Origin of the sequence: Hufsiella ginkgonis, from assembly GCF_009834915.1 — a bacterium.
Taxonomy (GTDB): Bacteria; Bacteroidota; Bacteroidia; order Sphingobacteriales; family Sphingobacteriaceae; genus Hufsiella; species Hufsiella ginkgonis.
This window is the reverse complement of the sequence record NZ_WVHS01000006.1, coordinates 176,123-200,551: the sequence shown is the minus strand read 5'-3', so window position 1 is coordinate 200,551 and position 24,429 is coordinate 176,123. Positions and strand designations below refer to the sequence as shown.

23 protein-coding genes and 5 tRNA genes are annotated in these 24,429 nt (G+C 46.7%); 25 read left to right on the top strand and 3 right to left on the bottom strand.

The features are described 5' to 3' along the window. Positions 1 to 149: 149 nt before the first annotated feature. Entirely contained in the window at positions 150 to 1,136 is a 987-nt protein-coding gene (locus GS398_RS21435) for an acyl-ACP desaturase (RefSeq protein ID WP_160908881.1), read from the top strand. Between the two features lie 24 nt (positions 1,137 to 1,160). Here GS398_RS21435 and GS398_RS21430 read toward each other — a convergent pair whose 3' ends face one another. Together GS398_RS21430 and GS398_RS21425 are read right to left on the bottom strand one after the other, a co-directional pair. Continuing rightward, a complete protein-coding gene (locus tag GS398_RS21430; protein WP_160908880.1) occupies positions 1,161 to 4,514 on the bottom strand; it encodes a methylmalonyl-CoA mutase family protein in 3,354 nt (1,117 codons plus the stop codon). 62 nt (positions 4,515 to 4,576) lie between these two features. Then, a complete protein-coding gene (locus GS398_RS21425) occupies positions 4,577 to 4,774 on the bottom strand; it encodes a hypothetical protein (protein WP_160908879.1) in 198 nt (65 codons plus the stop codon). Positions 4,775 to 4,891: 117 nt separating this feature from the next. Here GS398_RS21425 and mnmL point away from each other — a divergent pair, with 117 nt between their 5' ends. From mnmL to GS398_RS21405, 4 genes are all read left to right on the top strand, one after another. Further along, on the top strand, positions 4,892 to 5,857 hold the full coding sequence (gene mnmL / locus GS398_RS21420) for a tRNA modification radical SAM protein MnmL/YtqA (protein ID WP_160908878.1): 966 nt from the start codon (positions 4,892 to 4,894) through the stop codon (positions 5,855 to 5,857). A gap of 340 nt (positions 5,858 to 6,197) precedes the next feature. Beyond that, positions 6,198 to 7,583, top strand: coding sequence for an ammonium transporter (locus GS398_RS21415; protein WP_160908877.1), 1,386 nt, complete (start codon positions 6,198 to 6,200; stop codon positions 7,581 to 7,583). A gap of 56 nt (positions 7,584 to 7,639) precedes the next feature. Then, positions 7,640 to 8,668 carry a porin gene (locus GS398_RS21410; protein WP_160908876.1) on the top strand — a complete coding sequence of 343 codons (1,029 nt, stop codon included), beginning with the start codon at positions 7,640 to 7,642 and terminating at the stop codon, positions 8,666 to 8,668. Between the two features lie 64 nt (positions 8,669 to 8,732). Next, positions 8,733 to 9,308, top strand: coding sequence for a DUF4468 domain-containing protein (locus GS398_RS21405; RefSeq protein ID WP_160908875.1), 576 nt, complete (start codon positions 8,733 to 8,735; stop codon positions 9,306 to 9,308). 9 nt (positions 9,309 to 9,317) lie between these two features. On the opposite strand, the gene GS398_RS21400 is transcribed toward GS398_RS21405, so the two are convergent. Next, positions 9,318 to 9,791, bottom strand: a complete 474-nt coding sequence (locus tag GS398_RS21400) for a ribonuclease H-like YkuK family protein (protein WP_160908874.1) — start codon at positions 9,789 to 9,791, stop codon at positions 9,318 to 9,320. A 213-nt stretch (positions 9,792 to 10,004) separates the two neighbouring features. Between GS398_RS21400 and GS398_RS21395 the strand changes: the two genes are divergently transcribed. The 20 genes from GS398_RS21395 to rplL all read left to right on the top strand — a co-directional run bounded on the left by GS398_RS21395 (position 10,005) and on the right by rplL (position 24,381). Then, complete coding sequence (locus GS398_RS21395) at positions 10,005 to 10,511, top strand: Mpo1 family 2-hydroxy fatty acid dioxygenase (protein WP_160908873.1); 507 nt, start codon at positions 10,005 to 10,007, stop codon at positions 10,509 to 10,511. Positions 10,512 to 10,627: 116 nt separating this feature from the next. After that, entirely contained in the window at positions 10,628 to 13,450 is a 2,823-nt protein-coding gene (locus GS398_RS21390; protein ID WP_369410283.1) for a TonB-dependent receptor, read from the top strand. Between the two features lie 84 nt (positions 13,451 to 13,534). Further along, complete coding sequence (locus tag GS398_RS21385) at positions 13,535 to 14,977, top strand: beta-helix domain-containing protein (protein ID WP_160908872.1); 1,443 nt, start codon at positions 13,535 to 13,537, stop codon at positions 14,975 to 14,977. A 489-nt stretch (positions 14,978 to 15,466) separates the two neighbouring features. Continuing rightward, positions 15,467 to 16,360: a ComEA family DNA-binding protein gene (locus tag GS398_RS21380; RefSeq protein ID WP_160908871.1), complete on the top strand. Its 894-nt coding sequence runs from the start codon at positions 15,467 to 15,469 to the stop codon at positions 16,358 to 16,360. 76 nt (positions 16,361 to 16,436) lie between these two features. Continuing rightward, positions 16,437 to 17,591, top strand: a complete 1,155-nt coding sequence (locus GS398_RS21375; RefSeq protein ID WP_202406170.1) for an acyl-CoA dehydrogenase family protein — start codon at positions 16,437 to 16,439, stop codon at positions 17,589 to 17,591. A gap of 85 nt (positions 17,592 to 17,676) precedes the next feature. Beyond that, complete coding sequence (gene rpsU, locus GS398_RS21370) at positions 17,677 to 17,868, top strand: 30S ribosomal protein S21 (RefSeq protein WP_160908870.1); 192 nt, start codon at positions 17,677 to 17,679, stop codon at positions 17,866 to 17,868. A gap of 126 nt (positions 17,869 to 17,994) precedes the next feature. Next, positions 17,995 to 18,876 carry a phage lytic cycle repressor MrpR family protein gene (locus GS398_RS21365; protein ID WP_160908869.1) on the top strand — a complete coding sequence of 294 codons (882 nt, stop codon included), beginning with the start codon at positions 17,995 to 17,997 and terminating at the stop codon, positions 18,874 to 18,876. Positions 18,877 to 18,891: 15 nt separating this feature from the next. Further along, entirely contained in the window at positions 18,892 to 19,236 is a 345-nt protein-coding gene (hpf, locus tag GS398_RS21360) for a ribosome hibernation-promoting factor, HPF/YfiA family (protein WP_160908868.1), read from the top strand. A 188-nt stretch (positions 19,237 to 19,424) separates the two neighbouring features. Next, positions 19,425 to 19,497, top strand: a tRNA-Thr gene (locus GS398_RS21355). A 34-nt stretch (positions 19,498 to 19,531) separates the two neighbouring features. Further along, a tRNA-Tyr gene (locus GS398_RS21350) sits at positions 19,532 to 19,612 on the top strand. A gap of 63 nt (positions 19,613 to 19,675) precedes the next feature. Next, positions 19,676 to 19,748 (top strand) — tRNA-Gly (locus GS398_RS21345). Between the two features lie 45 nt (positions 19,749 to 19,793). Continuing rightward, positions 19,794 to 19,865, top strand: a tRNA-Thr gene (locus tag GS398_RS21340). Between the two features lie 57 nt (positions 19,866 to 19,922). Then, entirely contained in the window at positions 19,923 to 21,110 is a 1,188-nt protein-coding gene (gene tuf / locus GS398_RS21335; protein ID WP_160908867.1) for an elongation factor Tu, read from the top strand. A 96-nt stretch (positions 21,111 to 21,206) separates the two neighbouring features. Continuing rightward, a tRNA-Trp gene (locus GS398_RS21330) sits at positions 21,207 to 21,277 on the top strand. Positions 21,278 to 21,296: 19 nt separating this feature from the next. After that, positions 21,297 to 21,491: a preprotein translocase subunit SecE gene (gene secE, locus GS398_RS21325; RefSeq protein WP_160908866.1), complete on the top strand. Its 195-nt coding sequence runs from the start codon at positions 21,297 to 21,299 to the stop codon at positions 21,489 to 21,491. A 12-nt stretch (positions 21,492 to 21,503) separates the two neighbouring features. Then, a complete protein-coding gene (gene nusG / locus GS398_RS21320) occupies positions 21,504 to 22,046 on the top strand; it encodes a transcription termination/antitermination protein NusG (RefSeq protein WP_160908891.1) in 543 nt (180 codons plus the stop codon). 206 nt (positions 22,047 to 22,252) lie between these two features. Next, positions 22,253 to 22,696 (top strand): 50S ribosomal protein L11, encoded by a 444-nt coding sequence (rplK, locus tag GS398_RS21315; protein ID WP_160908865.1) that lies wholly within the window; start codon positions 22,253 to 22,255, stop codon positions 22,694 to 22,696. Positions 22,697 to 22,719: 23 nt separating this feature from the next. Next, entirely contained in the window at positions 22,720 to 23,418 is a 699-nt protein-coding gene (gene rplA, locus GS398_RS21310) for a 50S ribosomal protein L1 (RefSeq protein ID WP_160908864.1), read from the top strand. 2 nt (positions 23,419 to 23,420) lie between these two features. Next, positions 23,421 to 23,942: a 50S ribosomal protein L10 gene (gene rplJ, locus GS398_RS21305; protein WP_160908863.1), complete on the top strand. Its 522-nt coding sequence runs from the start codon at positions 23,421 to 23,423 to the stop codon at positions 23,940 to 23,942. Positions 23,943 to 24,003: 61 nt separating this feature from the next. Continuing rightward, positions 24,004 to 24,381 carry a 50S ribosomal protein L7/L12 gene (gene rplL / locus GS398_RS21300; RefSeq protein WP_160908862.1) on the top strand — a complete coding sequence of 126 codons (378 nt, stop codon included), beginning with the start codon at positions 24,004 to 24,006 and terminating at the stop codon, positions 24,379 to 24,381. Positions 24,382 to 24,429: the final 48 nt, after the last annotated feature.

Below are 24,429 nucleotides of genomic sequence, written 5' to 3'. Positions count from 1 at the left end.
TCTTTTATAAAGCCCCTTGCCAAAAGCTTGGGGCTTTTCTTATGTAATTTACTTTCCCTTTAAACTAAAGCCCGGCTCATCCGTTTTAATCCATAAATGCCTAGGTAAATCAGTTGTATAGATGTATCTTTGAGCATTTTAAGAGGAAGATGAAAATTTGCTACGGTTCAAGAAGAGAAGTGATGCAGCATATAGAAAAATATATGCTCGACAACATGAACACTTATTTAAAGCCCATTGATACCAACTGGCAGCCTTCAGATTTTCTGCCTGATCCCAGCCGGGAAGACTCTTTCTTCGAGGAGATCAGGGAACTAAGAGGAAGCGCCGAAAATCTTTCCTACGACCTGATCGCCGTGCTGATCGGTGATACCATCACGGAAGAAGCGTTGCCTACATACGAATCATGGCTCTCCATGGTAGAAGGCGTTTCGCGCGATGAAGAAGGTGGCTGGATGAAATGGGTGAGACACTGGACCGCTGAAGAAAACCGTCATGGGGATCTCCTCAATAAATATCTTTACCTGTCTGGCCGTGTGGACATGCGCCAGATGGAGATCTCTACCCAATACCTGCTGGCCGACGGCTTTGACATCGGCACTGACCACGATCCTTACCGTAACTTCATATACACCAGCTTCCAGGAACTTGCTACCAATGTATCACACCGGAGAGTAGCCTCATTGGCTAAACGCGACGGGGATACGTTATTATCGAAAATGTGTGGGGTAATTGCAGGCGACGAAGCAAGACATGCAAAAGCGTACAAAGACTTTATCAGCCAGATCATAAAGGTCGACGCAAGTGAAGCGATGATCGCTTTCGAAGATATGATGCGAAAAAAGATCGTGATGCCCGCTCACTTCCTGAGGGAAATGGGAACTAAAGTAGGACAAACGTTTACGCACTTCGCCGATGCCGCTCAGCGCCTGGGTGTATATACCTCACATGATTATATCGACATTCTTAAGCAGCTGATCAACGACTGGAACGTAGAAGGTATTAACGATTTGAACGATGCCGGCGAGAAAGCCCGTGATTATATCGTAAGATTACCGGAGCGCCTTACCCGTCTGGCAGAACGTTTCAAAGACCCGGCCCTGGAGTACAAGTTCAGCTGGATTCATGCTATGTAAGAAGCAAGCTTTGCTTGTTTTGAATTACATATTTCTTCGGTATTGACCACCTACCTGGTAGAGTTCATGCGTGATCTGCCCGAGGGAGCAATATTTAGCGGCTTCCATCAATGCGTCGAAGCTGTTTTTTCCATCCAATATATCGCTTGCCAGCGATTGAAGGTAATTTAAAGACTTACCGGCGTTTCTTTGATGAAAAGCCTCCAATGCCTGGATCTGGTGTTGTTTCTCCTCTTCGCTAGCACGGATCACCTCCGAGGGAAGGATTGTTGGCGATCCTTTATCGTTAAGGAACGTATTAACACCGACCACAGGGTATTCCCCATTGTGCTTAAGCGTTTCGTAGTACAAGGATTCTTCCTGGATCTTGCCACGCTGGTACATCGTTTCCATTGCGCCCAATACGCCTCCGCGATCATTTATACGCCTGAATTCCTCCAATACCGCCTCTTCGACGAGGTCTGTAAGTTCGGAGATGATAAAAGATCCTTGTAAAGGATTTTCATTTTTTGCAAGGCCCAGTTCGCGGTTAATAATCAGCTGGATCGCCATCGCCCGCCTCACCGAGTCCTCGGTTGGCGTAGTTATGGCTTCATCAAATGCGTTGGTGTGCAGTGAATTACAATTATCGTAAATGGCATATAGGGCCTGGAGTGTTGTCCGGATATCATTAAAGTCGATTTCCTGCGCGTGAAGCGACCTTCCAGATGTTTGAATATGGTATTTGAGCTTTTGCGACCGTTCATTTCCACGGTATTTATTTCTAATGGCCTTGGCCCAGATCCTCCTTGCTACCCGCCCGATCACAGAATACTCCGGATCGATGCCATTGGAGAAGAAGAAAGACAGGTTAGGCGCGAAATCATCGATGTGCATGCCGCGGCCAAGATAGTATTCTACATAGGTAAATCCGTTCGCCAGCGTGAAAGCCAGCTGCGTAACCGGGTTGGCGCCGGCTTCGGCGATATGGTAACCGGAGATCGATACCGAGTAAAAGTTCCTTATTTTTTCGTTAATAAAATATTGCTGAATATCTCCCATCATCAGCAACGCAAATTCTGTGGAGAAAATACAGGTGTTTTGCGCCTGGTCTTCCTTTAGTATATCGGCCTGGACGGTCCCGCGCACCGCGGATATCGCCTCGCGTTTTAATTGCTGATAGATGTCTGCCGGCAGCACCTGGTCGCCGGTTACCCCAAGCAGCATCAGGCCGAGCCCGTCGTTTCCTGCCGGGAGGTCGCCCTCGTAGGCTGGCACGGCTATTTTCTTTTCCCGGTAAATAGCGGTGATCTTTTCTTTTACCAGGTCTTCAAGCCCATGCTTCCTGATATATAATTCGCATCGCTGATCGATCGCTGCATTCATAAAGAAGGCAAGGATAATGGGTGCAGGCCCGTTGATGGTCATAGAAACGGAAGTGAACGGGCTGCAGAGGTCGAATCCTGAATAGAGTTTTTTCGCATCATCCAGCGTAGCGATGCTTACCCCGGAGTTACCTATCTTGCCATAAATGTCGGGCCGTACTCCCGGATCTTCCCCGTATAACGTCACGGAATCAAAAGCCGTGGATAACCGTTTCGCGGCCTGGCCTGCCGATAAGTAATGGAATCGTTTATTGGTCCGCTCAGGATCGCCTTCACCGGCGAACATGCGCGTGGGATCTTCGCCTTCTTTTTTCAAAGGGAAAACACCTGCGGCATAGGGAAATTCACCGGGTATATTTTCTGTAAGCAGCCAGCGAAGACGGTCGCCCCAGCTTTCGTATCTCGGAAGAGCGATCCTGGGCACTTTAATGCCGGAAAGGGAGCGGTACATTAATGGTTGCCGGATATCTTTTCCCCTTACGGAGTACACAAGCTCGTCTGCCTGGTAGGTGGCCTTTAGGCCGGCCCAGTTTCCAAGCATTTTCCGGCATACGGGATCCTGTTTCTCCCGCAATTCGGCCAAAAGAGCAGTTAATGCGGGCAATCCGTCAGCATCCAATAGGCTTTTAGTGCCTTCAACCTGGTATAATTGGTCCGCCACGAGGCTTTGTTCGCGTACCCAACGGTTGTAGGTGTCGCTTGCTTCGGCGATTTCAGCAAGGTAACGTATCCGCCCCGGCGGTATAATATAAGCTGTTTCGTCGCCGGCGACCGGCAGGTGAATTTTACCGGCGAATTTGATGCCGGTTTTATCAGCCAGTACCCGGGTCAGCTCAACAAACAGTTCATTCGTACCCCGGTCGTTAAACCGGGAAGCCATTGTGCCGAAGATGGGCAGCTGGTCGTCGGGAAGGTCGAATACCTGGTGATTTCGTTTATATTGTTTGCGCACATCGCGTAAAGCATCCTGTGATCCGCGCTTGTCGAATTTGTTAATGGCCACAACGTCGGCGAAATCGAGCATGTCGATTTTTTCGAGTTGGGTGGCTGCGCCAAATTCCGGCGTCATCACATACAGGGAAACATCGCAATAATTGGTGATCAGGGTATCAGACTGGCCGATCCCGGAGGTTTCGATGATCACTAGTTCGTAACCGGCCGCCTTGCAAATATTTATGGTCTCCTGGATGTGCCTGGAGAGCGCAAGATTTGCCTGCCGGGTAGCCAGGGACCGCATGTAGATCCTGGGAGTATCGATGCTGTTCATGCGGATCCGGTCGCCCAGTAAGGCTCCCCCCGTTTTTCGTTTCGATGGATCTACGGAAATGATCGCGATCCGGAGGTCCGTGGTGGCAAGAAATCTCCTCACCAGCTCGTCTGTAAGTGACGACTTCCCCGCACCCCCCGTACCGGTGATCCCCAGCACGGGAATCGTTCCGGGTTGAGCCCGGGGTATTTTTCGTGCCATGCCCTGCGCTTCTTCCGGCGCATTTTCTACCATGCTGATAGCCGAGCTGATTGCAAGGGGAGTATCGAGCTGCCACTCTTCGCCTTTTTGGGCCGCGTGCTGGCCTGAGGGGAAGTCGCATTTTTTAAGAATATCGTCGATCATTCCCTGGAGGCCCATTCTCCGGCCATCATCAGGCGAGTAGATCATTGAGACTCCATAATCGAGCAGCTCCCTGATCTCGTGCGGAAGAAACACGCCTCCTCCTCCGCCGAAGAGGCGAATATGATCGGCTCCCCGTTGCCTGAGGAGGTCGATCATGTATTTAAAATATTCGATGTGGCCGCCCTGGTACGAGGTTACGGCAATTCCCTGTACATCCTCCTGGATGGCGCAGTTGACCACTTCTTCCGCCGAGCGGTTATGGCCCAGGTGAATCACTTCGGCGCCTGACGATTGGAGGATGCGACGCATAATATTGATGGTCGCATCGTGTCCGTCGAAAAGAGCCGCAGCGGTAACCAGGCGGATTTTATGCCCGGGCGTGTACTTATTGGTAGTTTCCATTCACAAGATCAGCCCAAAGGTATAAAATCGCCGGTCAATGTCGGCTACTTACCGGGCGGGCTTTATGCCTGCCCATTATCCTTGTTTTGGCCGGCGTGTTTCTTTTCCGTTTTATCGGTGTTTTTGTTGCTGGTCTGGTCGGCGCTCTGGCCCCCGGAATTTGAAACGCCGGTTTGTTTTTTGTCTTGCCTGGCGGAATGGAAAGCCCTGTCTGAAGTTGGTTGGCCCTGTCCGCCCTTGATGGATTGTGCAGTTTTCATAGTAAAGGAATTAGAGATGTTTAATAATAATCGATTAAAACGCAGATTGTTTGGCTGATTATGACCACGAAGGCACGTGCTGCGCGAGGATTCGTATATTTGTAAAAAATATTACTATTGGGAACACCCCTCGACTACGGACACAAGCCTTATAATTATTATGGCGCCTACCTGCGTAAAAAATACGACGGTAAGCGCGTATTTAAGATTATTGTAGATGGCGGCTTCACCTGTCCTAACCGGGATGGGAGTAAAGGTTACGGTGGCTGTACCTATTGTAATGTAGATTCGTTTACACCAAAGCTTTCGCGAAGCCTTCCCGATATCCGCGAACAAATAGAGCAAGGCATGGAGCGGGCCATTAAAGGTTACGCCGCGGAAAAATTCATTATTTATTTCCAGCCGAACACGAATACCTATGCGCCGGCCCATTACCTGAAAATGATGTATGATGCTGCGCTGGCGGTAAACCCGGAAAATGTGGTCGGGTTATCGGTTGGCACGCGGCCGGATTGTATCGATGCTGAAAAGATCGCTTTGCTGGAAAGCTATTCCGCAAAGCTGGACGTGGACCTGGAGATGGGCATGGAGTCTATTTATAACGACACGTTGGCCCAGATCAATCGCGGTTGTACGCATGAGGAACTGGAGCTTGCCTTAAATCTTGCCGGGAATACCAGTTTGGACCTTTGTGTGCATACTATTTTTGGTTTCCCATGGGAAACACGGGAGATGATGCTTAAATATGCCGACGAGATCAACCGTTTCCCGCAGATCAAGTTTGTAAAGCTTCATCACCTGCACATCGTGGAAGGGTCGGTAATGGGTGTTAAGTATAAACGCGAACCCTTTAAGTTGTTTTCTCTGGAAGAATACACGGATTTCCTGGCAGAATTTATACCGTTGCTCAGACCTGATATCGTCATACAACGTTTATTCGGTCTTTCTGACTACGATCTGCTGATCGCCCCCAACTGGAACCTTCGCAAAGCGGAGATCCAGACCTACATCGACAAAGAGCTTGAGCGCAGAGGCGTTCTCCAGGGAGTCAACTATCTTCCGGTGAGCTCTTTGTTGATCTGAGCGCTGTTTTTATCCCGATTTTTCATTTCGGTGTGTTAAATCCGGTAAATAACCGGTTTAAGGCACTCCTATATTCACCTGTGCCGCTGTTTTGCCAGAAATAGTGTGGAAAACTTTTGTTTAATTAATATAACGGTAATATCCGCCGGTTTCAAGCTAAAAAGTCTATTGATATAATACTATAGCAATAAAAAATATAGTTTTTGTAGGGTATCTATTGTAATTGTCGTTTTTTTTTAACTTTTTTGATGAAAATATAAAATTAATCGATATAAATTATGATATTTATATAAAATCATAATATCAGGTGAATTTTTAATGAGGTATAATTAACTGATCTATGCGTAAACTTACTCTAAAACAAACGGTTCCTTTTTTATTACTCGCATCCGTAGCAATTGGGGCGATATTTATTCCTTCATTGCCAAATTTCGATGATGGAAAGTACAATTCTGCGGACGTTGCGTGGATAATTGTGGCGACTGCCCTGGTTTTCCTGATGACACCCGGTCTCGCCTTTTTTTACGGTGGTATGGTTCATCGTAAAAACGTGCTTTCGACCATGATGAAGAGCGTGGTTGCAGCAGGTGTAGTGACCGTTCTTTGGGTAGTTGTTGGATACAGCCTGTGTTTCGGCGAAACGGTTAACGGATTTATCGGGAACCCGATGACCCACTTTTTCTTTAAAGGCGTGGCTTCCGGGCAGCCGCTGCTTCCTGGCGGAACTGCGCCGTTAACGATTCCTTTGCTGTTATTTTCCCTGTTCCAGTTGATGTTTGCAATTATCACTCCCGGCCTTGTTGTAGGAGCGGTGGCTGAACGCATCCGTTTTACCTCTTATATCCTGTTTATCGTGTTATTTAGCCTGCTGGTTTACGCGCCGTTGGCGCATTGGACCTGGAATCCTGAAGGCTTCCTGTTCCAATGGGGTGTACTGGATTTTGCAGGCGGTACGGTAGTACATATCTCTGCCGGCTGTGCAGCGTTGGCTGGTGCGCTGGTGTTAAAACGCCGCAAAACACACCTGGAACACAAAGAGATCCCGCCGGCTAATATTCCTTACGTGCTCATCGGAACAGGTTTACTCTGGTTTGGCTGGTTTGGTTTTAATGCGGGCTCGGCGCTGGGTGCCAATATGTTATCGGTGTCGGCTTTTGCGACTACCAACACTGCAGCAGCGGCAGCAGGACTTTCCTGGATGTTTTTTGATGTGATCCGCGGAAAAAAACCTTCGGTACTTGGGTTTTGTATCGGGGCTGTAGTAGGCCTTGTAGCGATCACACCGGCTGCAGGTTTCGTAGCTATTCCGCAAAGTATATTTATTGGCTTTATTGCGGCCATCATTTCTAACGTAGCTGTTTATTATAAGCAGAAATCTACGCTCGACGATACCCTGGATGTGTTTCCCTGCCATGGATTGGGCGGGATGGTCGGGATGCTGCTCACCGGCATTTTTGCCACCAAAGCCGTAAACGCCGCCGGTAACGACGGATTGTTTTATGGCAACGTGACCTTCTTTTTAACACAGTTGAAGGCGCTCGGCATTGTGGTCGCCTACAGCTTTACCGTTTCGTTCCTCATTTTTAAACTGATCAATTTCATCGAGCCGCTTCGTGTATCTTCTGAAGATGAGGAAATAGGCCTTGATGCCAGCCAGCACAATGAGAACTATGGGCACCTGATCGTAACCAGTAATGGGAACATTGCCGAAGAGGAGCCTGCTTAACCTGCTTTTAACCCAAGTATTAATACAACCTTATCAAACAATTAAACTAAAAAACAATGATTAAAAAAGTAACCATGATGGCTGCGATGGCAGCGGCAACCGTATCTTTTGCGAAGGCGCAGGATACCCTACAGATCTCGGGTTCGGTAGATACGTATTTTAAATACGATTTCGAGAAAGGCGCTAATATCCAAACCAGCTTTGCTTCCGACCACAATTCAGTGTCTCTTGGTATGCTCGACCTGGCGTTGAAGAAATCTACCGGTAAAGCTTCTTTTGTCGGCGAGCTTTCTTTTGGTCCGAGAGGACAGCTGCAGTCTATCCCTGGCGGAGATGGTTCTGGTTCATTCCACATTCAGAATTTATATACTACGTATGCATTTACCGATAAGTTCTCGATGACTGCCGGTTATATGGGGACCTTTATCGGTTACGAGGTAATTTCGCCGGTAGCTAACTATAACTATTCTACTTCTTACCTGTTCACTAATGGTCCTTTCCAGAACGCTGGTATCAAAGCAAATGCTACCCTGTCTGATAAAATAGGGGTAATGGTCGGGTTGTTTAACAGCGAGTGGAACGCTTATTCAGCGACTCCTACGCTAGGTTTAAATAATTTTGGCGCCCAGATCTCTTTAGCCCCTATTAAAGGATGGAACGCTTACCTGAATATGATCACCGGCTCTACTGCCGGAACCGAGTTCGACCTGACCACCGCTTACCAGATCACTGATAAATTTAAACTGGGATTAAACGTTGCCGATTACAGCGCAGCAGGCGATTCTGACGAAGGATTTACAGGCGGCGCGCTTTACGCGAGCTACGGCGCTATCGGTGTAAGGGCAGAAAGCTTTAAATCTAAAGCAGTTTCTTCTGTAGTTTACTCAGGTGTAGTAGCCGATGAGTCGGTATTCGCACTTACCGTTTCCGGCAACATCAAAGCTGGCGGCTTAACCGTTATTCCTGAGATCAGGTTTGACAACGGATCAACGAACATGTTCAGAAAAAGCGGCACTCTGCCTACGGCGGCGCCTGATTCTAAATCGGCTTCGCAGTTTGCGCTTGCCCTGGTTTACGCATTCTAATCAAAGCGATATATTAGCTAAATTAGCCGTCGGATAACTCCGGCGGCTTTTTTTATTCAACGATATGAAAATTATAGTGACCGTTTTGTTGTTCGTCACCTGTTGGAATACCACGTATGCCCAGGACGCCGCATTGGCGAAAGACGAACGGGGAAAATATATTTATTACGAAGTGGTGGAAGCGAAAGGCGTTGCAAGAGCGACACTTGTTCAGCGGGCCTCGGATTTTCTTAAGACCGTGAACAAGAAACTGGTATCCTTTGAAAATGCGTCGGATACAGCGGTGGCGGGTAAAGGTACCTTTATGATCGTTCTGAATAAGTCGGTGCTGGCGCATCCCTCCGGCGCGGTACACTACCGCTTTACGGCTGAGCTAAGAGATGAGAAGTACCGGTTTTGGCTGACCGATTTTGGGTTTATACCATTTGCCCGTGACCGGTATGGCAATTTCGTGCCCGCTACCACCTTTAGCACTCCGTTAGAAAAGAGTCCCGGGAAGCTGGGCGCATCCGAGTGGAAAAAATACCTCGAATCGACAGCAACCCAGGCCAAAAGTTTCGGAGACCAGTTTAAAGCATACTTGCAGAAGGCAGAAACCCGCAAAACCGAACCTGCGGCCGTGAATAAGACCAGGTGGTAACGATACCGCCTACTGAACGATTTTGTTCGCACACGCCGAGCTGGCAAACGCTTCTGGCTTTGCCTTGAACACGAAGCCCATGCTTAAAATATAGCCCATTGCCTCATGCAGGGCCTGGTTAGATTTAAACATCGGGTTGGTGTTGATGTCGGCATGAACTTCCAGGCCCACATCGTAAAGGTCCAGCAAATCGCACAAAGTGTACGCGATTTCAATAGACCGCTGTACTTCTGTTAGCATCCTTTCCTTAATGCTCATCTTTTGGGAAGTACGTTCCTGCTGGATAAACATAAAACCGCCTTTTTGCTCGCGAAGGAAAACGATAACGGTCGCAAAGTCAGTTACCGAGCCTTTTACCTGCGAATCCGTACCAATACAAACCTTTAGTTTGTTACCGGCATGATACTCGCGTGCAATAGCTCTTTCTACTTCTTCCAGGATCGGTTCATGAATGATCTCACCACTAAATTTTTTCCAGGCCATATGTTAAAAATTAGATTTTAAATGACCCTAATTAGCTGTAAATGAACAGGTTTTTTTCAGGTCTCATAAAGATAGAGAGAAAGGCATTACAGTAGGCGCCGCCACACGTTATTTATTTGTTAACATATTAACATTCAAGGTCTTGTTTCACCCAGGGATGGTCGCCGCCGCGGGGGTTGTTTTTGATTCGGCGGATAATATGTATTTTTGATAATGGTAAAGCAGGAAAACGCCCGTTTAGTGGATACTTATTTTGATAAGTATGCGGAATCTCACCGTGACCATACCAACAAAACGATCCATTGGATCTGTATCCCGCTTATCGTTTTCAGCCTTTTTGGACTGGTGTGGGCGATACCTTTTCCGCATCTTGCTTTTCTTGGCACCAGGAACGGCTTTGTAAACTGGGCTTCGTTCCTGCTTGCTTTCTCGATCTACTATTATTACCGGTTATCGCCGGTACTGTCATACCTGATGCTCATCATCAGCTTCGCGTTTTGCGCGGGCATCGTTTTCCTCGAAAAGATGGAGAAGCAGGCGGGATGGCCACCTATGTGGCAGATCTGCCTTGGGATCTTTATAATTTCTTGGATCGGGCAGTTTATCGGTCATAAAATAGAGGGAAAGAAACCTTCATTTTTTGATGATGTTAAGTTTTTGCTGATCGGTCCCATCTGGCTGCTGCATTTTGTTTTGAAAAGGCTCAGGTTAAGGTATTGAATGCTTTTGAAGGTGAGTTTACAATTACTTAACATTAAGCATATCTATCCTTAATCGCGATCTAACATTGGCCTAACATTGTGATAATACTTTTGCTGCTATTAAATCCAGCAAAAGTGAAACAATCAACTTTTTTAAAAAGCGCCATCCTGGTGTTTTTGGTAGCCTTATCATCTTTTTCATTTGCACAAACCGGTAAGATCACGGGAAAAGTAACCGACAAGAAAACCGGCGAATCCCTTATCGGCCTGAGTGTTAAGATCAAAGGCAGTACAAAGGGGGTCTCTACGAATGTCGACGGGCAATACTCGCTCAGCGGTTTAACCCCGGGAAAATATACGCTCGACTTTTCTTATATTGGTTACTCTACCAAAAGCATTACCGATATCGAGGTTAAAGCGGCAGCCTCCGCTGTATTGGACGTAGTGATGGAGGAATCTGCTTCACAATTGTTAGCGGAGGTGGTGATCACTTCAAGCGCCAGGCAGGAATCGGTAAATACATTATATGCGGCACAAAAGAACAGGGCGGTAATTTCTGACGGGATTTCTTCCGATCAGATCAGCCGAAGCCCGGACAAAAGCACGGGTGAGGTGTTAAAAAGGGTGAGCGGTACCACCATCCAGGATAACAAGTTCGTTATTGTTCGTGGGTTGGGCGACCGTTACAACAATGCGCGTTTAGACAATACCAGCCTTCCAAGCTCGGAGCCTAACCGTAAAGCGTTTTCTTTCGATATCGTACCCGCTAACCTGGTGGATAATATCGTGATCAGCAAAACGGCTACTCCGGACCTTCCAGGAGATTTTGCCGGCGGTTCTATCCAGATCGTTACCAGGGATATCCCGGCTTCAAATTTCGTTACCATTGGCGTTGGCACCGGCTGGAACAGCCTGTCGACTTTTAAAGACTTTAATTACGGCCCCCGTTACGCCATCAATTACCTGGGATTTGATAATAAAAGGGGCCTTCCAAGCGGGAACGGCTTCCCTAAGAATGCTAACGCGACGGATAACCTTACCCCGGATCAAAATATCCGTGCCTTATCAAGGCTTCCCAGGGTTTGGAATATCGGTTCATCGAATGCGGCTCCATCGCAGAATCACCAGCTGAGCATGGGCAAAGTAGTTGATTTCGAGAACGGCGGAAGATTCGGGCTCATCGCATCGTTAACTTATCGCAACTCACAAACCGTACTTCCCGACGCAGAGCGTAAATATTTGTACTATAGTTATGACGATCGGGTGAACGTTTTCTCAACCAACGTCGGCGCGCTGGTAAACCTTGCTTACTCAAAAGGAAAAAATAAGATCAGCTTCAAGAACCTGTATAACAGATCGCTCGATGATAAATTCACTGATCGTATAGGTGAAGATCGCAGCCGGTCAAGCGACGTTCATTACTACGCGTTCGACCTGCTTCAAAAAGGCCTTGTAAAAACCACCCTCGAAGGAGAGCACCAACTTTTTACCAATCATAAGTTCAGCTGGAACGGCTCTTATGCGAATATCACCAACGAGCAGCCTGATCAGCGTAAAGTAGGTTACCAGCGATTGATCAGCAGCCGTGGTACGAACGAGCCTTTCCTCGCAACCGTAAATTCTGTCAACAAAGAGTCGAACAGGTTTTTCTCTACCCTTAACGAGGACGTGATCAACGGCGCATTAAATGACCAGGTTTCCTTTAAGATGTTTTCGCAGAGCGCAACTTTAAAGGCAGGCATTGGCGGCTTATACCGTCAGCGTGATTTTAGCGCAAGGCTGATGGGTATGACCACCGGCTTCGACCAGGATATACAGTCGAGACCTTTAAGTACGCTTTTCGGAAAAGATTTAATTGCCGCCGGCAAATACCGGCTGACGGAAATAACCCGCAGCACCGATAAATATTCTGCTAATTCATTCACCGGCTTCGGATATGCCATGTTTGACAATAAGCTCGGCGCCAAATCGAGATTGGTATGGGGTGCACGTGCGGAGAAATTTAACCTCGACCTGGGCTCTTACCTGCTTACCGGTGCCCCGCTTAATGTGAAGAACGATTATTTTGACGTGCTTCCATCCTTAAACTACTCTTATGCACTGAGCCCTAAATCGAACTTAAGAGCGTCTTATTACCGGACCCTTGCCCGCCCGGAATTCAGGGAACTTGCCCCGTTCGACTACTATGACTACGAGGTGCTGGCGGTTGTGGAAGGAAACAGGAACCTGAAAAGAACAATGATCGATAACGCAGATCTCCGTTATGAGATCTATCCTGGTGCCGGTGAGGTGTTTTCGGTGTCTGCGTTTTATAAGCACTTTAACAATGCCATCGAGCCTAGTATTTACGATGTGAACTCGACACCGTCGATCAGTTATTTCAACACTAAACAAGCCGTTAACTATGGTGCGGAGTTGGAATTCCGTCACGGCCTGGCCTTTATCAATGATGAGTCGTTCTTCTTCCGGAATACTACGTTCTACGTGAACGGCGCGATCATCAAGTCGAACGTAAAGAACCCGGAAGGACAGGGTTTCCTCCGGGACAATCGTCCGATGGTAGGACAGTCGCCCTATACTTTGAACGCAGGTATCCAGCACAATGCCTTAAACAACTCGCTTAACCTGAGCTTGTTATATAACCGCATAGGCAAGCGTATCACCAACGTGGGCGGTCAGCGTCTTACAGACGTATGGGAAAACCCGCGGAACGTGCTTGATTTCCAGGCAAACTATCGTTTCCTGAAACAAGACAAGATGCAGCTTAAGTTAAACGTAAGCGATATCCTGAACAACTCTGCGCTTTTTTACTTTGATTATACCAAGGATGGAAAATACAGCCCGGGTAAAATAGTTACGGATCCTTCGAGCGGCGCCCAGATCAAAGATGAGCTGTTCGCTAGATATAAATCCGGAGCAAATATCTCTCTTTCACTTTCTTACACGCTAGGTAAATAACCTAACAATTATTTAATACAGGCTTGATGCTCAGGTTACGTATTGACGGTTCTTTTGCAATACTTAAAAAATACAAAAATGATAATGAAAAAAAATCTACTATTCGCGCTACTGGGACTTTCGTTCTCATTATTTGTGGCGTCATGCTCGAGCAATGATGATGACGGGGAGATTATTCCTGCAGGCAATACCGTTGAGGTTAGTGGTGACATCAAAACCAGCACTACCTGGACTGCTGATAAGATCTACACCATTAAAGGTTTCGTATATGTAATGGATGGCGCCACGCTGACCATCGAACCTGGCACTATTATAAAAGGCGACAAAGCTTCTAAAGGTACTTTGGTAATCACCCGGGGTGCTAAGATCAGCGCGATCGGTACTGTCGACAAGCCGATCGTATTTACCTCCGCACTGTCTGCCGGCGCCCGCCGCGAAGGTGACTGGGGTGGAATTATCCTCCTCGGAAAAGCACCTGTTAACCAGGGCTCCAGCGTTAAAATCGAAGGTGGTTTAACACCGACTGCCGGTGGCGACGAAGCAAAATACATTCAGTACGGTGGTACAGATGCTGCTGACAATTCCGGTACCCTGAAATATGTTCGTATCGAATATGCCGGTATTCCTTTCTCGGTGGATAACGAGATCAACGGCTTAACCATGGGTGGTGTCGGCAGCGGAACTACGCTTGATTATATCGAAGTATATCGTTCAGGTGACGACGCTTTCGAATGGTTTGGTGGTACTGTTACCGCAAAGCACTTGCTGGCAATCGGCAGCTGGGATGATGACTTCGACACCGATTTCGGTTTCTCCGGTAAAATCCAGTTTGCATTGGCGCAGCGTTTCCCGCTGGTAGCCGACCAGTCGGGTTCAAATGGCTTCGAGTCTGATAACGATGCTGACGGTTCCGCTAAAACCGCTAAAACTTCAACTGTATTCTCTAACGTAACAATCGTTGGCCCATTGGCTACCGCTGCTACCAAGATTAACGGTTTCTTCCAGCATGCCGCACAGATCCGCAGAAACTCTTCGATCAGTACTTTTAACTCGATCTTCGTAGGGTTCCCTGAAGGTATCTACATTGATGATGACAGCAAAGCTGGCCTGGTAAAAGCAACTACTACCAACTTTGTAAACAATGAGCTGGTTTTTGCTAACAACCTGGTATATGGTTGCAACATCAAGAGCAATGAAGTTAAGGGGACTAATAAAGCAGATATCTTAACCAAAATCACTGCCGATAACGCGTTTGTTTCCGGTAGCTATGGTGATGTATTGATGAACAATCCTTACAAATACCCTGCTGATATCGTTGCTGCCGCTTCTGCGGGAGTTCCGGTATTCACAGTAAAAACTGGTTCAGCTGCCGAAACCGGTGCTGTATTTACTAATACGAAAGTAACCGACGCTTTCTTTGAAAAGGTTGCTTACAAAGGCGCATTTGGAACAACTGATTGGTCAACTGGCTGGGCTCATTTCGATCCTCAGAACCTCCCTTACACTACACCTGGTGCTGTAAAGTAAAATAACCTGGCTGTTCAGCAGCCGACGAATTCGGGAATTTTCCAGTTCCCCGGTAAAAAAGGAACAGGCTGTCTTAAAAAGGGCAGCCTGTTCCTTTTAAATACCTGCTATTGCTTCAGCTTGCCTGGTATGGATCAGTCCGAAAGTGTGGACGATAATTATCCTTCGCGCGTACGGGACCCCCCGGGAGGATGACAGGATTTCACTACAAATAAGTAACTTGTTTTTATTAGGTTACTCCAATAAGATCGGAGGAGGATAAAAATATATCCCTATCCCCATAATTTTGCCTGATCCTGGCACCGGGTAAACAGCGAAAGGATTATTATGAGGTAGCGGGCCATAACTTTATTGCGAACTTTTTAACCAGTCCGCGTTTTATGCAAGGGTTATCAACATTGTTGTTGTTAGACAATGTGTTGATAAAAAAGTCCGTTAATAAGTACTTATTCGCGGCCACTATGTGCTTTTAATAGCCAGCTTTGTTCCATGGAGCACCTGGTAAAACTTTTAAGTTTCACAAAGCGTGAGTTGAACGGGATACTGATTTTGTTCGCTATCCTGCTGCTGGCTTACCTGAGTCCTTACGTGTATGAGTGGCTGCGGCCGCCAGAAGAGTTTGATCTTTCCGCATTCAGAAGCGAAATCGCGCGCTTTGAAACGGTTCGCAGGGCGGAAAAAAAACACGGGGATGACGGATCATCTTATCGTAGGAAGAGCGGCAAGCCTTATTATTTTAAGTTTGATCCAAACGGTCTTCCGGAACAATCCTGGCTTAAGTTAGGACTAAGCTCCAGGCAGGTGAGGACCATTAAGAATTTCGAATTGAAAGGCGGCCGGTTTTACCGGAAAGAAGACCTCCGGAAGATCTATTCGATAAGCGCGGAGCTGTACGGTAACCTTGAGCCGTATATACAAATAGTCTCACCTCCACGTGGATCCGCGCCAAGATCTTTCGAGGCAGACCGGTACGAACGGCTTCCTGACCCTGTAGCTGAGCTTAACACGGTTGATTCCGCGGGTCTTGAGGCGGTAAGAGGGATCGGTCCGGCGTTTGCCTCCCGTATTATCCGTTACCGGGACCGGCTGGGCGGTTTTTACAAAAAGGAACAGTTGCTGGAAGTATACGGAATGGATTCAGCCAGGTACGGGCAGCTGCAGGAGAGGCTGAAAATTGACCCCGCCGTTATCAGGCAGATACCGGTTAATACCGCCGGGTTCGATGATCTGAAGAAAATGCCCTACCTGACCTTTAAACAGGTAAATGCCATTCTTCAATACCGGAAGCAGCACGGGCCATACCGGTCGGCCGATGACCTGTCCAGGGTGCTGGTCCTTCCGGAGGAGGTGATCCGAAAAATAATTCCCTACCTTGTGTTCTGAACTAATCATGGTACTTACCGACAACTAATCTTCCAGATGTGTGTTGTTGGAGAAGACTAACTATAAACCCGATAATATGATTGATATAGGACAGGATCCGACCGTTTCAGAAAATGAGCTGATGATTACGCAGATGGTGCAGGATTTTGCCTCCCGGTACATCAGGCCGCATGTAATGGAGTGGGACGAGACGCAGCATTTTCCGCTGGAGGTATTTAAGCAGCTGGGAGAGCTGGGCTTGATGGGTGTGCTGGTGCCGGAGGAATACGGGGGATCGGGTTTTGGCTACCAGGAATATGTTCGGGTGATTTCGGAGATTTCCAAGGTATGCGGCTCGATCGGGTTGTCGGTAGCTGCGCATAACTCATTGTGTACCGGGCATATCCTCGGCTTTGGTAGTCATGATCAAAAGATTAAGTGGTTACCGAAGCTGGCTTCCGGAGCCTGGCTTGGAGCCTGGGCGCTTACAGAGGCTAATACCGGTTCTGACGCGTTGAGAATGGCCACCACCGCCGTTCAGGATGGCGATGAATACGTGTTATCGGGAACCAAGAACTGGATCACCCATGGAAAATCCTGTGATGTAGCCGTAGTGATGGCCAGAACCGGGGAAAAAGGCCAGTCCGGCGGCGTGTCAGCCTTTGTGGTGGAGAAGGGCACACCAGGGTTCTCCGCCGGTAAAAAAGAGAATAAGCTGGGTATGCGCGCTTCCGAAACGACGGAAGTTATTTTAGATAATTGCCGGATCCCGAAAGCAAATCTGCTTGGCGCGGAAGGAGAGGGCTTTAAACAGGCGATGAAGATCCTCGATGGTGGCCGGATTTCTATTGCGGCACTTGCGCTTGGTATTGCCAGGGGCGCTTTTGAGGCCGCATTGAAGTATTCGAAAGAACGCCACCAGTTTGGTCAGCCGATATCCGGTTTCCAGGGAATTTCGTTTAAGCTTGCCGACATGGCTACAGAGATTGAAGCGGCAGAACTCCTGATCATGCAGGCCGCGGATAAGAAAAACAGGCACGAACCGGTTACAAAGCTCTCTGCCATGGCCAAATACTATTCGTCGGAAGTGGCTGTACGTACCGCAAATGAAGCGGTACAGATCTTTGGTGCGTATGGTTACACCAAAGATTTCCCGGTGGAAAAATACTACAGGGACGCAAAACTCTGCACCATCGGTGAAGGGACTTCGGAGATCCAAAAGATCGTGATCGCCAGGGAGATCCTGAAATAGCGATTATTATTTAATCTCTTTGGTTTTTCTAAAGCTGTTTTGTACATTTGCAGTCCTGAAAAATGAAAGGGGGTATTTTTAGATCATGATCATTATCAATGTAAAAGATGGCGAATCACTTGACAAAGCGCTTAAGCGTTTCAAGAAAAAGTTCGAAAAGACGGGTGTTTTAAGAGAGCTTCGTAGTCGCCAGGCATATGAGAAGAAATCTGTTGCCCGCCGTAACGTGGTTAAACGCGCCGTTTATAAACAAGGCCTCAACCAGGATGTAGTTTAATTTATATCCTGTGATATATAGAGCTGCTTAGCTATTCCGCCCGGTGTAGTTAAGCAGCTTTTTTGTTTTTTTCTTTCGGCGGATCAGGTATTCCGTATATTCACTCGGGAATATAACTCTCCACCTATGTTTTTAACGCGTTTTATCAGTTACCTTCAATACGAGAAACGCTTTTCGCCGCACACGTTTGGGGCCTACCGGGAGGATATTCAGCAATATTCAGATTTCTTAAGCCAATCGGAAATTAATCTTGCAGATGCGACGCATTTTCATGTGCGCTCGTGGATGGTTGAACTGCTCGACAACGGGATGAGCCCTAAATCGGTGGCCAGGAAGCTTTCGTCGCTGCGCTCATTTTATAAATTTCTCCTGCGGGAGGGGCTTGCGTCACATAATCCGCTGATGCAGGTAAAGGCGCCCAAAATCCCCAGGAAGCTCCCCGTATTTGTGGAAGAAGAAAAGCTCAACCTCCTGCTCGACGATCCGGGTGTGTTTGCAGGCGATTTCACAGGTCTTCGCGATAAACTGGTCATGGAGATGTTGTTCGGCACGGGTATGCGCCTCGCAGAACTTGTTTCCGTTAGGGAAGGATCGGTGGATTTTCATGCCGAAACTATAAAAGTGCTCGGGAAAAGGAACAAAGAGCGGATCATCCCGGTAGATAAATCACTGGTTAATCTTATTTCACTGTATATCAGCGAGAAAAAAAAGCAACAATTTAATAACAATTCGTTAACGCTGCTCGTTACAAATAAAGGACTGGACATTTATCCCGGCCTGGTTTACCGGATAGTGAAAAAATATCTTTCAAGCATATCGACCCACCAGAAAAAAAGTCCGCATGTTCTCAGGCATACCTACGCTACCAGTTTGCTAAATCACGGAGCCGACATTAACGCGATCAAGGAGTTGCTCGGTCATGCGAGCCTGGCTGCTACGGAGATATATACCCATAATTCAGTGGACCGGTTAAAATTAATTTATAAACAAGCCCATCCCAAAGCTTAAAAAACAGGAGGAAACATGAAAATCAGTGTTCAATCAATCCACTTTACCGCAGACAAAAAGTTACTGGCATTCATCCAGAAAAAAGTTGATAAGCTTGACCAGTTCTTCGACCAAATCATCAGCGGAGAGGTTTATCTCAAACTCGAAAATACAGAGGATGAGGCGAATAAGGTCTCCGAGATTAAGGTAAGCATACCTGGTACACAGTTTTTCGCGAAGGAGCAATGCAAATCATTTGAAGAAGCTACCGATCTTGCCATCGAATCGCTGCGTAAGCAGGTAGAGAAATATAAAACCAAACTCAGGTCACATTTAAGCAACCACAAGGAAATCCTGGCCGAAGTAGCCAGCGCAGAATAGGCAGTTTAACAATAAAATACATAAATGATCGGCGGGGAGAACCCTGCCGATTTTTTTTGTAAAAAAATTTTGTTGGGCTTTTATTTTGTGTAGATTTGCAGTCCGTTTCAGGGGGGTATAATAAATAGTTCATTTGCCCTTTTGAAATACGTTCTTTAAGGTATTAACAAAGTTTTTTAAATATAAAAGCCTCCTTAGCTCAGCTGGTAGAGCAACTGACTTGTAATCAGTAGGTCATTGGTTCGATCCCGATAGGGGGCTCTTTATATCCTAAGGTTCAGGCCTTAGGTATACCGGGGGGATACCAGAGCGGTCAAATGGGACGGACTGTAAATCCGTTGCTTCGGCTACGAAGGTTCGAATCCTTCTCCCCCCACAATGATGATCGTGGTTTTGATTGTCGTAAATTACGATAAATCAAAACCGCATCATATTTTAAGCGGAAGTAGCTCAGTTGGTAGAGCGATAGCCTTCCAAGCTATAGGTCGCGAGTTCGAACCTCGTCTTCCGCTCACCGGATCTGCAACCCAGTTTTACGACCGGGTTAGCGATCAACAGCCGATGTAGCTCAGCGGTAGAGCACTTCCTTGGTAAGGAAGAGGTCATGGGTTCAAGTCCCATCATTGGCTCATAGAAGTGTATTAATAACAACTAAATAAAATTAACCTACTAATAAGTATAAAACAATGGCAAAAGAAAAATTTGACCGCAGTAAGCCGCACTTAAACATCGGTACAATCGGTCACGTTGACCACGGTAAGACTACATTAACTGCCGCTATTACAAAAGTACTGGCAGATAAAGGTTTATCTGAAGCACGTTCATTTGATTCAATTGACTCTGCTCCTGAAGAAAAGGAAAGAGGTATCACCATCAATACAGCTCACGTTGAGTATTCAACAGCAAACCGTCACTATGCACACGTAGACTGCCCGGGTCACGCGGATTACGTAAAAAACATGGTTACAGGAGCTGCGCAGATGGACGGCGCGATCATCGTAGTTGCGGCTACAGACGGTCCGATGCCACAAACACGCGAGCACATCCTTTTGTCTCGCCAGGTAGGTGTTCCTTCATTGGTTGTATTCATGAACAAAGTGGATATGGTAGATGACCCGGAATTGTTAGAGCTTGTTGAAATGGAGATCCGTGAATTATTATCATTCTACGAATACCCGGGTGACGATATTCCTGTGATCCAGGGTTCAGCTTTGGGCGGCTTAAACGCTGATCCTAAGTGGGTGGATAAGATCATGGAGTTAATGGACGCTGTAGACAGCTACATCCCGATTCCTCCGCGTTTGACTGACCTTCCGTTCCTTATGCCTGTGGAAGACGTATTCTCGATCACTGGTCGTGGTACTGTTGCTACTGGCCGTATCGAGCGTGGTGTGATCAACTCTGGTGAGCCTGTAGACATCCTGGGCATGGGCGCTGAAAACCTTAAATCAACTGTTACGGGTGTGGAAATGTTCCGCAAGATCCTTGACAGGGGTGAAGCTGGTGACAACGTAGGTTTATTGTTACGCGGTATTGAGAAGACCGATATCCGTCGCGGTATGGTTATCTGCAAACCAGGTTCAGTAACGCCTCACACCGATTTCAAGGCAGAAGTTTACGTATTGTCGAAAGCAGAAGGTGGCCGTCACACTCCGTTCTTCAACAAATACCGTCCTCAGTTCTATTTCCGTACCACTGACGTAACCGGGGAGATCTCCCTGGCAGAAGGTGTAGAAATGGTTATGCCTGGTGATAACGTATCGATCACTGTAAAGCTGATCAATGCTATCGCGATGGAAAAAGGCTTACGTTTCGCTATCCGTGAAGGTGGCAGGACCGTAGGTGCCGGACAGGTAACTGAAATCTTAAAATAATACTTCCCTACGGGGAAAACAGTGGCAAAGTACCCAGGAAAAACCTCCTGGGTACTTTGTTCTGATAGAAGTTGATCCCTCCCGGGGAGGGAATACACGGGAATAGTTCAATGGTAGAATAGAGGTCTCCAAAACCTTTGATCAGGGTTCGAATCCTTGTTCCCGTGCAAATAGCTAAACGTATACATGGCTGGCGTAGTAGAATTTATTAAAGAATCATATATAGAGATGACCCAAAAGGTGTCATGGCCTACCAGGAAAGAATTGTGGAGCTCTGCAATGATCGTACTGGTAGCTTCTCTGATTATTGCTGGGATAGTGTTTTCAATGGATCAGGTAGCCGGAAACCTGTTAAAACTATTATATAAATCACTTACATAAAACGACTGGATGATGAGTGATCAACTGAAATGGTATGTGGTTAGGGCTGTAAGCGGTAAAGAAAAAAAAGTGAAACAGTATATCGAGGCGGAAGTTAATCGTCTCGGCATTTCGCATTTATTGCCCCAGGTGCTGATCCCTATGGAAAAGTACTACCAGATGCGTGATGGTAAAAAGATCGCGAAAGAGAGAAATTTCTACCCTGGATACGTGCTGATAGAAGCCACTTTAGATGGTGAGCTTGAACATATTATCAAGAATGTAAATAGCGTGATCGGGTTTCTTGGCGACAAGGGCGGTAATGCAGTACCAATGCGGCCGGCTGAAGTGAACCGCATCCTCGGCAAGGTGGATGAGATGGCAGGCCAGACAGAAATGATCAATGTGCCTTTCTATGTGGGAGAGAACGTTAAAGTAATGGACGGACCTTTCAACGGATTTAACGGCGTGATCGAAGAGGTGAACGAAGAGAAGAAGAAACTAAAAGTAATGGTGAAGATCTTCGGTCGCCGTACCCCGCTCGAGCTGAATTATATGCAGGTAGAGAAGGAGTGATCAGTGATCAGTTGTGAGTGATCAGTTCCTGCTGCATGCATAAATTGAATTCTTAACACTGGTCATCGATATTAAAACAGTTGAGTGCGATGGTAGGCGTTATAAGAACTGACTACTGATCACTGTAAACTGACAACTAATGGATATGAGCTCAAAGTTACAGCTTCCACTACTAACTTGAGAAATAAATAAAGTAGATAAATAATATGGCAAAAGAAGTAGGTGCAATGGTGAGACTGCAAGTCAAAGGCGGCGCTGCAAATCCTTCTCCCCCGGTAGGCCCTGCATTGGGTGCAAAAGGGGTGAACATCATGGAGTTCTGCAAGCAGTTTAATGCCCGTACCCAGGACAAGCCCGGTAAGATTTTGCCGGTATTGATCACTGTTTATACTGACAAATCATTTGATTTTATCATTAAAACCCCTCCTGTGGCTATCCAGTTAATGGAAGCTACCGGTATTAAAAGCGGGTCTGCAGAGCCAAACCGTAAAAAGGTAGCCAGTGTAAACTGGGACCAGGTTGAAACGATTGCAAAAGATAAAATGGTGGATTTGAATGCATTCACAGTAGAGTCGGCCATGAAAATGGTTGCTGGTACAGCACGCAGTATGGGGATCACCGTATCAGGTACGGCTCCCTGGAACAATTAATTAAATCATAATCAGTTTAAGAAGTGGCTAGATTAACAAAAAATCAAAAAACGGCACGTTCGAAAGTTGAGGCTGGTAAAGCATACTCGTTACAGGAAGCTGCGGCCCTGGTAAAGGAGATCACGCTCACCAAATTCGATTCATCGGTTGATATCGATGTTCGCTTAGGTGTGGATCCGCGTAAAGCGAATCAAATGGTGCGTGGTATTGCAAGCCTTCCTCATGGTACCGGTAAAACTGTCCGCGTTTTGGCTTTGGTAAGTCCTGATAAGGAAGAAGAAGCAAGAGCAGCGGGAGCGGATTACGTAGGCCTGGACGAATACATTGCCAAAATAGAAGGTGGCTGGACTGACGTTGATATCATTATTACAATGCCTAGTGTAATGGCAAAGGTTGGTAGACTGGGACGTATCCTGGGACCACGTAACCTGATGCCGAACCCTAAATCGGGTACCGTAACTACGGAAGTAGGAAAAGCGGTAACCGACGTAAAAGGCGGTAAGATCGATTTCAAGGTTGATAAGACCGGGATTATCCATGCTTCTATCGGGAAAGTATCTTTCCCTGCAGATAAAATTTATGAGAATGCGCTGGAAGTGATCCAGACGATCTCTAAATTGAAACCATCTGCTGCAAAAGGAACTTATTTTAAAAGCATTCACATGTCTTCTACAATGAGTCCCGGAATCGAAGTTGAAACTAAAACAGTAGCGGGGATCTAATCATGAACAGAGAAGAAAAACAAGAGATTGTTCAGGCACTTACTGATCAGATCAATGAGTATGGTAATTTTTACATTACCGATACGTCAAACCTTACCGTTGCTAAGATCAACGCCATCCGTCGTAAATGTTTTGAGAACGGTATCACCATCCAGGTAGCTAAAAACAAGTTGCTGATCAAAGCAATGGAAGCTGCCGGCGGTGAGTACTCAGGCGTGTACGGCGAGCTGAAAGGTTCTTCCACTATCATGTTCTCTTCCTCGGCAAATGCCCCGGCAAAGCTGATCAAGGAATTGAGAAAAGGTAAGGAAACAAAGCCGGCGCTGAAAGTAGCTTTCATCGACTCCTCCATTTTCATCGGCGACAGCCAGATCGACGCGCTCGTAAACCTCAAATCGAAAGAGCAACTCATCGGTGAGATCATCGGATTATTGCAGTCGCCTGCTAAGAACGTTATTTCTGCTCTTCAGTCGGGTGGCAATACGATTGCAGGATTGGTTAAAACATTACAGGAAAGAGGTTAACGGGCACCTTTAAAGCTCCGATATTAAACACAAAACGTAAAAAAATTAAAATTTAAATAAAATGGCAGATTTAAAATCGTTTGCTGAGCAATTAGTAAACTTAACAGTAAAAGAAGTTAACGAGCTCGCTCAAATCCTTAAAGACGAATATGGCATCGAGCCTGCTGCTGCTGCTGTAGCTGTAGCTGCTGCTCCTGCTGCTGAAGCACCTGCTGCTGCTGAAGAAAAGACCACATTTGATGTGATCCTGAAAGAAGCTGGCGGCGCTAAATTAGCGGTTGTTAAATTGGTAAAAGACCTGACTGGCTTAGGTCTGAAAGAAGCTAAAGAACTTGTTGACGGTGCACCAAAAGAGCTTAAAGCCGGTGTTACTAAAGACGAAGCAGAAGGCCTGAAGAAACAGTTAGAAGAAGCAGGAGCTGTTGTTGAGATCAAATAAGCTTATCCAAGCTCAATAAACTATGGCTTAGACTCCGGTTTTCACCGG